Annotated in this window: 9 protein-coding genes; 4 read left to right on the top strand and 5 right to left on the bottom strand. The window is 74.0% G+C overall.

All coding sequences use genetic code 11. The features are described from left to right. Positions 1–225: 225 nt before the first annotated feature. The 3 genes from ACW62_RS09845 to ACW62_RS09835 form a co-directional block, all read right to left on the bottom strand. Positions 226–3,168, bottom strand: a complete 2,943-nt coding sequence (locus ACW62_RS09845; RefSeq protein WP_053203911.1) for an AfsR/SARP family transcriptional regulator — start codon at positions 3,166–3,168, stop codon at positions 226–228. Continuing rightward, positions 3,165–6,086, bottom strand: a complete 2,922-nt coding sequence (locus ACW62_RS09840) for an AfsR/SARP family transcriptional regulator (protein ID WP_157574577.1) — start codon at positions 6,084–6,086, stop codon at positions 3,165–3,167. Before ACW62_RS09840 ends, ACW62_RS09845 begins: the two co-directional genes overlap by 4 nt. A 154-nt stretch (positions 6,087–6,240) precedes the next feature. Further along, positions 6,241–6,870 (bottom strand): TetR/AcrR family transcriptional regulator, encoded by a 630-nt coding sequence (locus ACW62_RS09835; protein WP_205629251.1) that lies wholly within the window; start codon positions 6,868–6,870, stop codon positions 6,241–6,243. A gap of 128 nt (positions 6,871–6,998) precedes the next feature. On the opposite strand from ACW62_RS09835, the gene pdhA reads away from it, so the two are divergent. From pdhA to ACW62_RS09820, 3 genes are read left to right on the top strand one after another with little or no spacing between them, the layout of a single operon-like run. Further along, on the top strand, positions 6,999–8,051 hold the full coding sequence (gene pdhA / locus ACW62_RS09830; RefSeq protein ID WP_053203908.1) for a pyruvate dehydrogenase (acetyl-transferring) E1 component subunit alpha: 1,053 nt from the start codon (positions 6,999–7,001) through the stop codon (positions 8,049–8,051). Between the two features lies 1 nt (position 8,052). Further along, positions 8,053–9,060 (top strand): alpha-ketoacid dehydrogenase subunit beta, encoded by a 1,008-nt coding sequence (locus ACW62_RS09825; protein WP_053203907.1) that lies wholly within the window; start codon positions 8,053–8,055, stop codon positions 9,058–9,060. A gap of 10 nt (positions 9,061–9,070) precedes the next feature. Continuing rightward, positions 9,071–10,366, top strand: coding sequence for a dihydrolipoamide acetyltransferase family protein (locus tag ACW62_RS09820; protein ID WP_053203906.1), 1,296 nt, complete (start codon positions 9,071–9,073; stop codon positions 10,364–10,366). On the opposite strand, the gene ACW62_RS09815 is transcribed toward ACW62_RS09820, so the two are convergent. Continuing rightward, positions 10,363–11,121, bottom strand: a complete 759-nt coding sequence (locus ACW62_RS09815; RefSeq protein WP_053203905.1) for a helix-turn-helix domain-containing protein — start codon at positions 11,119–11,121, stop codon at positions 10,363–10,365. The genes ACW62_RS09820 and ACW62_RS09815 overlap by 4 nt on opposite strands. An 87-nt stretch (positions 11,122–11,208) precedes the next feature. Here ACW62_RS09815 and ACW62_RS09810 point away from each other — a divergent pair, with 87 nt between their 5' ends. Continuing rightward, positions 11,209–11,907 (top strand): SRPBCC family protein, encoded by a 699-nt coding sequence (locus tag ACW62_RS09810; RefSeq protein WP_053203904.1) that lies wholly within the window; start codon positions 11,209–11,211, stop codon positions 11,905–11,907. Positions 11,908–11,910: 3 nt separating this feature from the next. Here the strand turns inward: ACW62_RS09810 and ACW62_RS09805 are convergent, their stop codons facing one another. Then, entirely contained in the window at positions 11,911–12,834 is a 924-nt protein-coding gene (locus tag ACW62_RS09805) for a bifunctional helix-turn-helix transcriptional regulator/GNAT family N-acetyltransferase (RefSeq protein WP_053203903.1), read from the bottom strand. Positions 12,835–12,855 lie beyond the last annotated feature (21 nt).

The following is a 12,855-nucleotide window of genomic DNA, read 5'->3' as shown; positions in this document are numbered from 1 at the left end:
CGCTCACAAATTCTCCAAATACTCCACTTGACATGGCGTTGCCCAGAATCGCCCATTCAGTCGCAATCTGGCGCCTGACGTGCGGAAACCCGGGCGAGATCACGTTACACAAGACAGCCGCGACGTGACAGCGTCATCGCCAAGTGGTCACAATGAATTCGCGGAATAATTCTCCCGAATAACAAGGAGCCGTCCTTTGTCGGAGCAAATCCGGACAAGGCCGGGTCAGCGTCCGGCGCCGGCCAGCGTCAGCTCCGCCCGGGCCTCCGCGGCCAGCCGCACGTGCCGGTTCTCGACGGCGACGACGACGGCGTCGGCGGCGGCCTGGCGCCCATCGGCGCCGAAGTGGCGCAGCGTCCGCGCGGTGTCCAGGAGCGACAGCGCCCGCATCCACGTCGAGCCGAGGGCGACGGCGATCTCGACGGCGCGCCGGCTGGATCGCAGCGCCTCGGCACGGTCGCCGGCGGCCCGGTGCATGGCCGTCGTCACCGCCGCGGCGTAGTGCGCGTCGTAGGACACCGGAGCGGGGGTCTCGACAGCGTCCGCGGCGGCGAGGTCGGCGCGGGCGTCGGCACAGCGGCCGAGGCCGGCGTGCGCCCGGGCACGGGTGCGCAGGCAGCGAGCGCGGACCTGGGCCGACAGGAACTCGCGGTCGGCCACGCAGGCGGCGATGACGTCGACGGCGTCCTGGTGGCGGCCCGCCTCGACGTGGATGCAGGCCTGGTTCTCGAACATGATCAGCTCGCCGTACCGGTCGCCCAGCTCGCGGCGGAGCCGGATGGCGTGGTCGGCGGCCGCGACCGCCTCGTCCAGCCGGTGCTGGGCGGCGAGGGTCAGTGTCAGGTTCGTCCACGCGGCCGCGATGATGCCGGGCTGCACCCCGGCCGACCGCGAGGTCCCCGGCTGGGACGAGCCCCACGAGGGAGAGGCAGAATCGGACGGCGGCGTGGCCGCGGCGAGCACCGTCCGCGCCGCCTCCTCGTCGTCGCCGCTGTCGCAGCACTCGCGCGCGACCGCGTCGAGCAGGACCAGCAGCCCGGCCGCGTGGTCGACGGCCGGGTACTCGCCGCCGGCCAGCTCGGCCCGGGCCAGCGCGATCAGCTGGGTGCGGCGCGGGTGCAGCCAGGCGTGGATCTCGCACCGGTCGGCGAACGGGCGTCCGGGCGGGCAGTCCTCCGGCGGTTCCGGCACGCCGGGCACGCTGTCGGCGGGACGCAGCCGCAGCCGGGCGTTGCGCAGCGTCAACAGCAGGTGCCCGAGCAGTCGATGCCGCGCCGCCTCGGCCGCGACGGGGTCGGACACCGCGCGGATGTGGTCGTCGACGAGGTCGTGCCAGCCGTAGCCGCCGCCGGGGGCGGGTTCGAGCAGCCGGATGTCGGCCAGCCGGTCCAGCAGCCGCCGTGCCTCGACGACGTCGACCTCCCAGACGATGGCGGCGGTCTCGGCCTCGACCGTGGCGCCGGTCAGCGCCGCGAGCAGCCGGTACCGCTGCGCCTGCACGGGTTGCAGGCTGACGTAGGTGGCGTCGAGCATCGCGCGGACGGCCAGCCCGCCGGCCCGCAGCTCGCCGAGGCGGTCGCCGTCGCTCAGCCGCCCGGCGAAGTGCTCGATCGGCCACGCCGGGCGGGTGGCCAGCCGCCCGGCCGCGATCCGCACCGCCAGCGGCGACCCCGCGCACCGGTCCAGGACGGCGGTCGTGGCGCCGGGCTCGGCGGCCAGCCGGTCCGCGCCGACGACGGACGACAGCAGCTCGTGCGCCTCCGGCCCGGAGAACATGCCGAGGTCGGCCCGCGCGTCGGCGGGCAGCCGCGGGATCCGGCGCCGGCTCGTGACGATGACGGCGCACCCGGACTCCGCCGGCAGCAGCGAGCCGACGGTGTCGGGGTCGGCGTCGTCCATGAGCACCAGCAGCCGGCGGCCGGTGCACAGGCGGCGGAACAGCTCCGCGCGCTCCTGTGGGCAGGCCGGGAGGTCCGGGCCGCCGACGCCGAGCGCGCGCAGCAGCCCGGCCAGCGCGTCGGTGCCGAACCCGGGGGTGTCGCTGCTGGTGCGGAGGTCGGCGAAGAGCTGGCCGTCGGGGTAGCGGTCGAGGACCTCGTGCGCCACGCGCAGCGCCAGCGTCGTCTTGCCGGTGCCGCCGGGGCCGGACACGACCACCGTCCGGCAGCGGCCCGCGGGCGCGGCGTCGTCGCGCAGGGCGGCGGTGAGCCTGGCGACCTCCGCGGCGCGGCCCACGAAGGACGACGGCCGGGACGGCAGCTGGGCCGGACGGGTGCCCGGGCCGGCGGCCACGGCGACGGGTGCGGCCGGCCTCGGCGGGACGGCCGGCGCGGACGGCGCCGCCGAAGGGCCGCGGGCGTGGTCGGGTGCGGTGAGGTCGTCGCCGGTCAGCAGCCGGGCGTGCAGCGCGGCCAGCTCCGGGCCGGGACGGCGTCCGGCGGCACGCAGCGCCTGGACGGTGCCGTGGAAGACGCCGAGCGCGTCGCCCTGGCGGCCCTCGCGGTACAGCGCGATCATCAGCTGGCCGGCGGCGCGCTCGCGCTCCGGGTACGCCGTCACCAGCGCGCGCAGCTCCCGGATCACGCCGTCGTCGGGACCATGCAGCGCCAGCCGCAGCTCGTGCGCCCGCTCGGCCACCGACAGCACCTCGTCCAGCAGCGACGGCGCCGTCTGGCGGGTCAGGACGTCGGGCCAGAGGCCGGCCAGCGGGTTGCCCCGCCACAGCAGCAGCGCCTGGTCCAGCAGCGCCAGCCGCCCGGGGAGGTCGTCGAGGGCGCGGGCCGCCGCGGACAGGCCGCGCAGCCGTGTCACGTCGACGATGTCGGGCGGCAGGTCGAGGCGGTAGCCGTCGCCGGTCGACTCGACCGCGGTGCGACCGAGCACCGCCCGTACCCGGGTGACGTGCGTCTGCAGCGCGGCCCGCGGGTGCTCGGGCTGGGCGTCGGGCCAGAGCAGCCGGGCCAGCGTGCCGTGCGAGACGACCCCGCCGGGACGCAGCGCCAGCGCGGCGAGCACCACCGCGGGCCGACCGGACGGCACCGGCACCGGCTGGCCGTCGCGGCGCACCTCGACCGCGCCGAGCAGCCGGATGTCCAGCTGAGCGCCGGGTACCGCGACCTCGCCCGGACCGCCCTGCGGCCCGGCCTCGAGGTCCCGGGTGTGGGTCACGGACGCTCCGCCACCAGGTCGCGCAGCTCCGTGGCGCGCGGCGAGCCGAGCGCCTCGAAGATCCGCAGCGCCGCGGTCCAGTGGGTCCGGGCGGTCTCGGTGTCGCCGGCGTCGGCCCGGCTGTGGCCCAGCTCGGCCAGCGCCTCGGCCTCGACGTCGGTGAGGTGGCCCTCGCGGGCCAGCGCCGCCGCCCGGGCGGCCGGTCCGCCGCCGTCGCGGCCGGCCCGGCGCAGCGCGTTGGCCTCCTTGACCAGTCCGGTGGCCTGCAGCGGCACCGAGCCCAGCTCGACGGCGACCGTGACGGCGCGCTGGAACCCGGCCACGGCGTCGTCGTCAGCCCCGGTCTCGAGCGCGAGGTGCGCCAGCGCCACCAGCTGGTCGAACAGCTCGACGCCGGGCTCGTCGCCGAGGTCGGCGCCGGTCAGCTCGAGGTGGCGCCGCGCGTCGTCGAAGCGGCCCCGGCTGATCTGCACGTGGGCGAGGTTACGCCGGCAGCGCCGGCGGACCTCCGGAGACAGGACGTCGTCGGCCTCGGCGCACCGCTCGAACAGCTCGGCCGCCTCGTCGTACCGGCCGTCCAGCTCGTGCCAGACGGCCATGTTGTGCAGCATGATCACTTCGCCGTACCGGTCGCCCAGCTCGCGGCGGACGGCCAGGCCGCGGGCGCCGGCCTCCAGCGCCTCCTGCCGGCGGCTCTGCGCACCCAGCGACAGCGCCAGCGCGTGCCAGGCGCGCGCCGTCAGCACCGGGTCGCCGAGCTTGGCCGGGACGTCCAGCACGGCCCGCGAGAGGTCCTCGGTGTGCGCCTCGCGGCAGCACTCGTACCGCGCCCGGGCCAGCGCCAGCAGCAGCGCGGCCGACTCGTCGACGACGTCCTGCTGGTCGGCGTGCAGGCCGGCCAGGCCCAGCGACGTCATCAGCGCGGTGTGCGGGTGTAGCCAGGAGTGGATCTCGGCGCGGTCGGCGAACGAGCGCCCGGCCACCTCGTGCGGGAACCACGACCCGGGTTCGACGCCGTCGCTGCCAGGCCGCAACACCGGCCACAGGTTGTGCAGGCAGCGCAGGTAGAAGCGGACGAGGCGGCGGCGGGCGGCGATGACGCGGTGGGTGTCGGCGACGGCGCGCAGATGGTCGTCGACGAGGTCGTGCCAGCGGTACTCGTCGGGCGCGGAGGAGTCGATCAGCCGGACGTCGACCAGATGCTCGAGCACGCCACGGGCGTCGTCGGCGCCGACGTCCCAGGTGGCGGCCGCGGTCTCGACGTCGACGGCAGGACCGGGGACGGCCGCGAGCAGCCGGAACCGGAACGCGATGGCGGGGTCCAGGCCCTGTACCGATGCCGTCAGCATGGACCGCACGCTGAGGTCGCCCATCTCCAGCTCGTCCAGCCGGCTGGTCAGCAGCCGCTCGGCGAAGTGGTCGATCGGCCAGGCCGGACGGGTGACCAGCCGCCCGCCGGCGATCCGCAGCGCCAGCGGCGACCCCTTGCACGCGCTGACGACCAGCGCCGTCGCGTCGGGCTCGGCGGCCAGCCGGGCCGGGCCGACCATCGATTCCAGCAGCGCGTAGGCGTCCTCGTCGGAGAACAGCGCGAGGTCGATCTGCACGTCGGCCGGGATCATGCTCAGCTGCGGCCGGCTGGTCACCAGCACGCTGCAGCCACCGGCGCCGGGCAGCAGCGGCGTCAGTTGAGCGGCGTCGCTGGCGTCGTCGAGCACCACCAGCAGCCGGCGGTGCGCGCAGGCGGAGCGGAACAGCGCGGCCCGCTCGTCCAGCGTCGCCGGGATCTCCTCCTCGGGCGTGGCCAGCGCGCGCAGGAACTCGGCCAGCACCTCGGCGGGGTCGGCGGGGACGGTGGACCCGCGCAGCTCCGCGAACAGCTGGCCGTCGGGGTGCGCCTCGCGCAGCGCGTGCCCGACGTGCAGGGCCAGCGTGGTCTTCCCCGACCCGCCCGGCCCCGAGATCAGTCCCAGCCGAGCCCACGACCGGTTCTCCGACAGCACGGCCGCGAGCAGGTCGATCTCGTGCTCGCGGCCGACGAACTGCGCCGTCGACCGGGGCAGCTGCACCGGCGGGCGCTGCACGGGCGCCGCCGCACCGGCCGCCGCGGCGGCACCGGAGCCCGCGTCCGCGCCGGCCGCCGCCGCCAGCAGCGTCGGGTCGGTGTCGAGGATGCGCCGGTGCAGGTCGGTCAGCTCGGGACCGGGATCGATGCCCAGTTCGTCCCGCAGCACCGTGACGACCTCCTGGTACGCCGCGAGCGCGTCGCCCTGCCGGCCCTGGCGGTAGAGCGCGAGCATGAGCTGCGCCCAGAGCCGTTCCCGCCACGGGTGCGCCGCGACCAGGCGGCGCAGCGACGGCACGAACTCCTCGTCGGTGCGGTCGAGCCGCAGCCGCAGCTCGTTCATCCGCTCCGTCGCCGACAGCAGCTCCTCGACCAGCAGCGGCGCGGTCGCCTTCTCGAGGTCGTCGGGGCTGAGCCCGGCCAGCGGTTCACCACGCCAGAGCGCCAGGCCCTCGCGCAGCAGCGTCAGCTCGGTGGCAGCCTCGGCGTCGCGACCGGCCGCGACCAGCTCGCGGAACCGGCTGACGTCGACGGCCTCGGGCGGGAGGTCGAGGCGGTAGCCGTCGCCGGCGGCCTGGACGAAGCCGTCGCCGAGGGCCGCGCGCAGCCGCGCGACGTGGGTCTGGATGGCCGCCCGCGGGTGCACCGGCTCGTCGTCGGGCCAGAGCCAGCCGGCGAGGGCGTCGACGGGGACGACGGAGCCGGGACGGGTGGCGAGAGCTGCGAGGATGACAGTAGGCCGGCCGGGTGGCACCGGGATCGTGACCCCGTTGCGGTGCACCTCGACCGGACCCAGCAGTGCGACCTCAAGCCGCGCCCGGCCCACCAGCTCCTCACCCCTCCGATCCCCCATGCGCCACGGCAACCGTACCGGTGACTGACAGGTGATCGCACTGTCATCCAGCTGCCGGACCAGCTGCACCGACGCTCATCTGGAGCGATCGACCTCCGACAAGGTTCGCAACCCACTCAGAAGGTGCACCTCTTGCACCATCAGACACATCGGATCACGAGGTCAGCACGAGATTCAACGTGCGGGTGACGTGCGCGGCGGCGGCCGCCGCGGACGGCGCCGGGTCCATCCCGAACATCCGCCGGCGGTGCGGTTCGCCCATGAGCAGCGTGAACAACTGCTCGGCCAGCGCCTCGTAGTCGTCGGCGCGGACGGCGATACGCTCCGGCGGCAGCGCGGCCAGCAGGCCGGACAGCACCCCGATGTAGCGCCGCGGCCCGTTCGCGTAGTGCCGCGCGGCCAGCTCGGGGAACTTCGCCGCCTCGCCGGTGACCAGCCGGTGCAGCCCGATCGCCTCGTCGGAGAGCATCAGCCGGACGAGCCGCACGCCGAACGCGTGCAGGCCGCCCACCTGGTCGCCGGCGTCGGGCGCGACGGTGTTGACGACGCGGTCGCCGAGACGGCGCACGACGGCGACGAACAGGTCGGCCTTGTCGCCGACGGTGGTGTAGACGGTGCGCTTGGCCACCCGGGCCTCGGCGGCGATCATCTCGATGGTCGTGCCGCCGTAGCCGTGTGCGAGGAAGATCCGCATCGCGGTCTCGAGCAGCGCGTCGCGCCGGGCCGCGCGATCGACGTCGCGTGGCCGGCCTCGCGGCGCCGTGGTCGCCCCCCGTCCAGTCACGTACACATCCTGCTCGGAGGTAGGCTTGGATGCAATGAAACGCTAACGTTTCATTGTTTGCCCGGCCACAGCCGGGGCACCGCTGCGCGTCCAGGGACGCGCCCCGTGACAACGAAGGGCGGGTAAGAGTGGCGACCACCAGTCGCAAGCGTCCGGCGCGCTCGGCGAAGAACGCCGAGGAGCTGCTCGGTTACTACCGGCAGATGCTCCTGGTGCGCCGGTTCGAGGAGCGCACCGCGCAGGCGTACACCGAGGCGAAGATCGGCGGCTACTGCCACCTCAACCTCGGTGAAGAGGCCACCGTCGTCGGCCTGATGGCGGCGATCGAAGAGCGCGACTACCTCTTCACGAACTACCGCGACCACGGCTACGCGCTGATCCGCGGCATGGACCCGGGCCGCGTCATGGCCGAGCTGTACGGCCGGCAGGACGGCGTCAGCAAGGGCTGGGGCGGCTCGATGCACCTGTTCGACACCGACGTGCGCCAGCTCGGCGGCTACGGCATCGTCGGCGGGCAGCTGCCGCTGGCGGCCGGCGCCGCGCTCGCGGTCTCGTACCGCGACGGCGACGAGGTCGTCATGTGCCAGATGGGCGACGGCACCACGAACATCGGCGCGTTCCACGAGACGCTGAACATCGCGACGCTCTGGGACCTCCCGATCGTGTTCGTCGTCGTCAACAACCACCTCGGCATGGGCACGACGGTCGAGATGGCCTCGGCCGAGCCCGAGCTGTACAAGCGCGCGTCGTCGTATCGCATGGAGTCCGCGCGGGTCGACGGCAACGACGTCATCGCCGTCCGCGACGCCGCGAAGGTCGCCGTCGAGCGGGCCCGCAAGGAGCAGAAGCCGTACCTGCTCGAGACCGTGAGCGGACGGCTGCGCGGGCACTCCGTCGTCGACCCCGCCGCGTACCGCAGCAAGGACGAGATCGCGGCGGTCCGCGCCCAGGACCCGGTCGCCGGCCTGCACGACCGGCTCGTCGCCGATGGCGTCGCCAAGGCCGAGGACCTCGCCGGGGTCGACGCCGACGTCCACCGCATCGTCAAGGCCGCCGTCGAGTTCGCCGACAAGAGCCCGGCCCCCGAGGTGTCGTCGCTGTTCGACCACACCTACGCCAGCCCGGTGCCGAACGACTCGCGCCGCCTCCCCGCCGACCCGCTGTTCCCGGTAGGAGCCTGACATGGCCGTCATGAGTTACCGCCAGGCGCTGCACGACACCCTGCGCGCCGAGATGCTCCGCGACCCGGACGTCTTCCTGATGGGTGAGGAGATCGGCCGGTTCGAGGGGTCGTACAAGATCACCGCCGGCCTGCTCGACGAGTTCGGGCCGAAGCGCGTGCGCGACACCCCCATCGCCGAAGAGGGCTTCACCGGCGCCGCCGTGGGCGCGGCAATGCTCGGCCTGCGCCCGGTCGTCGAGATCATGACGATCAACTTCTCGCTGCTCGCACTGGACCAGATCGTCAACCACGCCGCGAAGATCTACGGCATGTTCGGCGGCCAGCGGTCGGTGCCGATGGTCATCCGCACGCCCGGTGGCGGCGGCCAGCAGCTCGCGGCCACGCACTCGCAGAACGTCGAGCTGTTCTACGCGTTCACGCCCGGCCTCAAGGTCGTGGCGCCGTCGTCGCCGGCCGACGCGAAGGCGCTGCTGCTCGCGTCCATCCGCGACAACGACCCCGTGCTGTTCCTCGAGAACCTCGCGCTCTACAACACCAAGGGCGAGGTCCCCGACGGCGACGAGCCGGCCGAGATCGGCCGCGCGGCGGTGACCCGCGAGGGCACCGACATCACGCTGGTCGCGTACTCCCGTATGGCGCACGTCGCGCTGCAGGTCGCGGAGAAGCTGGCGTCGGAGGAGGGCATCTCCGCCGAGGTCGTCGACCTGCGCAGCCTGCGCCCGCTGGACCGGCCGACGATCATCGAGTCGGTGAAGAAGACGTCCTGCGCCGTAGTGCTGGAGGACGACTGGCTGACGTATGGCATCGGCGCCGAGGTGGCGGCGTCGATCTCCGACGGCGCGTTCGACTACCTCGACGCCCCGGTGCGACGGGTGGCGATGGCCGAGGTGCCGCTGCCCTACGCGAAGTCGTTGGAGCTGGCGGCGCTGCCGTCGGCGAACGACGTCGTCACCGTCGTCCACCAGACCCTCGACGCCGTCGGCCGCCGGTCCGTCGGCGCGCACTGAGGAGACTCTGATGACTGACATCCTGATGCCCCGCCTCTCCGACACCATGGAGGAGGGGGTCGTCAGCGCCTGGCGCAAGCAGGTCGGCGACGAGGTCCACTCCGGCGACGTCCTGGTCGAGATCGAGACCGACAAGGCCGTCATGGAGCACGAGGCGTACGAGGACGGCGTGCTCGGCGAGATCCTGGTCAAGGAGGGCGACACCGCCCCGATCGGCGCGCCGATCGCGCGGCTCGTCGGTGCCGGTGAGCCGGTGGGCGGGTCCGCTCCGGCGCCGGCCGAGCCCACGCCCGCCGCCGCGCCCGCGCCGGCACCGTCACCCGAGCCCGAGCCCGAGTTGATCTTGGAGCAACCGCAGGATCAATCGGACGAATCGGGCGGCGACGCCGCGGTTACTCCAAGATCAACGGGGGCGGGGCGCATCCTGTCGTCGCCGCTGGCCCGGCGCGACGCCCGCGACCTGGGCGTCGACCTCGCGACGGTCGCGGGCTCCGGCCCCGGCGGGCGGATCATCCGGGCCGACGTCGCCAAGGCGGCGGCCAACGGGACGGCGACGGTGGCAGCCGCGGCCCCGTCCGCCCCGGCTGCGTCGACTCCCGCCCCGGCCGTCGAGGAGACCGACGAGCTGATCCCGCTGACGTCGATCCGCAAGACCATCGCGCGCCGGCTCACCGAGAGCATGCAGTCGTCGCCGCACTTCTACGTCACCAAGACGGTCGACGCCGGGCCGCTGTCGGACCTGCGGGCGCAGCTGAACGAGCGGCTGGTCGCGGCGGACAAGAAGAAGGTCAGCGTCAACGACATCATCGTGCGGGCCGTCGCGGTCGTGCTGCGCGATCACCCGGTGGTGAACTCGTCGTTCACGCCCGAGGCGATCGTCCAGCACGGGCGCATCCACGTGGGCATCGCGGTGGCGACGGAGACCGGGCTGGTCGTGCCGGTCATTCGCGACGCCGACACGAAGAGCCTCACCAGCATCTCCGCCGAGACCCGCGCGCTGGCCGGCAAGGCCCGCGACCGCAAGCTCGGCCTCGACGAGATGACCGGCGGCACGTTCACCGTCAGCAACCTCGGCATGTACGGCATCGACCACTTCACCGCCGTGATCAACCCGCCGGAGGCGGCGATCCTGGCGGTCGGCGCGGTGCGGCCCGAGCCGGGCGTGAAGGACGGCGAGCTGGCGGTCGTCCAGAAGATGACGATGACGCTGTCGTCGGACCACCGGGTCATCGACGGCGCGCAGGCCGCGGAGTTCGTCCGCGACCTCGCCGCCGTGCTCGAAGACCCCTGGCTGGCGATCGCCTAGCGGCGCAGGAGGCGGGCGCTCTCCGCGTCCGCCGGGTAGTACGCCTCGACGGCCAGCTCCTGCAGGGTGATGTCCTGCGGCGTGCCGAACGTCGTCACCGTCGAGAACAGCCGGACGTCGTGGCCCCGGTACCGGACCGTCATCGAGATCGTGACGTCCGACCCGGCCGGCTCGTCGACGGCTTCGGCGAGGTAGGTGTCGTAGAGGGCGGCGATCTCGGGGTCGCCGTCCTCGGCCAGCTGCCGCGCCAGACGGGCGCGGAACACGGCGCGGACGTCGGCCGGGTTGGCGATCCGCGCCGCGAACCCACGTGCGTCGAGCGCCAGCCGGACCAGGTTGGGCGGTCGTAGCAGCTCTGGGTCGACATCCTCGAGGAACGGCGCGACCGCGGCGTTGGTCATGACGATGTTCCAGCGGCGGTCGACCACCAGCGCCGGGTACGGCTCGTGCGCCCGCAGCACGGTGACCAGGGCCTCCCGTGCGGCGTCCATGTCCTGGGCGTCGAGCGGGCGCTCGCGGTACCGGGGCGCGAAGCCCGCGGCGAGGAGCAGGCGGTTGCGGTGCCGCAACGGCACGTCCAGCGCCGACGCGAGCCGGAGCACCATGTCGGCCGACGGGTTGGACCTGCCGGTCTCGACCAGGCTCACGTACCGCGCCGAGACGTCCGCCTGGATGGCGAGATCGAGCTGACTCGTCCGCCGCCGCTGCCTCCACTCGCGCAGCAGCTCGCCGACGCGGCGATCGTCACCGTCCATGTGCCGGAGGCTAGCGCCCGCCGTTCGGCACCGCCATGAACTGCGAGTTCATCGACAAGCCGCACCGCCGCCGCCGATCCTGGCCGCATGAGCAACGAACGGATGAAGGCCATGGTGTGGCAGGAGGACGGCCGCCGGGCGATCGTGACGGTCGCCCGCGGGCCCCGCGGCGTGGAGGTCACCGAGGAACCGGTCCCGGGCTCGGACTCGCGTGCGCCCGGGACGGCCGGGCTCGCGGTGCTCGACGACGCGGACGGCTGGCTGGGCTCCGTGACGGCACCGCTGGGGGCGCTGTTCTACGCCGGGCCGAGCACGGACGACCTGTTCACCGAGCACGTCTGCCGGGGCCGGGTCGACGACCGCGCGCCTACGCAGGCCGGTGGCCGGATCGTCGTCGACGCGGAGCCGCCGCGGGTCTGGCGCCTCCTCGCCGACGTGCGGCAGTGGCCGCGGATTCGCGCCGACGTCGAGGACGTCGACGGGGACGGTCCCGCCACGCCGCGGGGCCGGTTCAGCTGGAGCAGCGGAGCGCACCGGTTCCACTCCCGGTTCGGGGCCGTCGAGCCCGGCCGGCTGCTGACGTGGGTGACCAGCGCGCCCGGCACCCGCATCGCGCACGTCTACCGCCTGGCACCCGAGCCGGGCGGGCGGACGCAGGTGAGCTGCCAGGAGTCGTTGGCCGGCCCGCTCGTCGCGGCCGTGATCACCAGTGCGGTGCTGCAGGCGGGGGTCGACAGCTGGCTCGCCGGGCTCAAGGCGCTCGCCGAGGAGACGGCGGCGGCCTGACCGTCAGAGCTCGCGCCGCCAGATCTGGCCGACCAGATCGTGGCCGAAGCTGTGGTGCCGGTTCTCCTCGACCAGCTCGAAACCGGCCTTCTGATAGATGCGCCGGGCGGCCACCAGCACGTCGTTGGTCCACAGCATCATCGACGTGTAGCCGGCCGCCCGGGCGAACTCGAGGCACTCGGCGACCAGCCGGGTGCCGATGCCGGTGCCGCGGGCCTCCGGCTCGACCAGCAGCAGCCGCAGCTGAGCCGTGGTGTCGTCCTTGCGCACGCAGAACACGGCGCCGACCGGACGGCCGTCCAGCTCGGCCACCCAGGCGCTCTCGCGGGCCGGGTCGTGGTGCTCGCCGAAGTCGGCGACGATGCGCGCCACGAGCGCCTCGTAGCTGCGGTCCCAGCCGTACTCCCGCGCGTAGGCGACGGCGTTGCGCTGCACGACCCAGCCGAGGTCGCCCGGACGCAGGCCGCGGACGACGACGGTGTGCGGCCGCTCGGACTCGCCCAGGAGACGGCGGACGGAGTCGAGGTCGGCGACCAGCCGGCGGCGCTCGGGGTCCGGCAGCGCGCCGAGCAGCTCCTCGGCCTGCCGGTCGGACCGGCTCTGGAGGTCGTCGCGCGCCGCGCGACCGGCGTCGGTCAGCGCGGCCAGCAGCTTGCGGCCGTCGGCGGCCGAGCGCGTGCGCTCGATCAGCCCGGCCGACTCGAACCGGGCCAGCGTGCGGCTGAGCTGGGCGGCGTCGATGTCGAGCGTCTCGCGCAGCGCGCCGACCTCGGTGACGTCGCGGCGGCCGAGTTCGAAGACGATGCGCGCCTCGGTGAGCGAGTACCCCGACCGCAGCAACTCCTGGTCGAGGAAGCCCATGACGCGCGTGTAGAAGCGGTTGAACTGACGGACCGCAGCCACCTGGTCGCGTTGTACTTCGGTCATGCCGTTGACTGTATCAAGGAA

It is taken from the genome of Jiangella muralis (assembly GCF_001270745.1).
Taxonomy (GTDB): domain Bacteria; phylum Actinomycetota; class Actinomycetes; order Jiangellales; family Jiangellaceae; genus Jiangella; species Jiangella muralis.
This window is presented reverse-complemented; position numbering and strand designations above follow the sequence as displayed.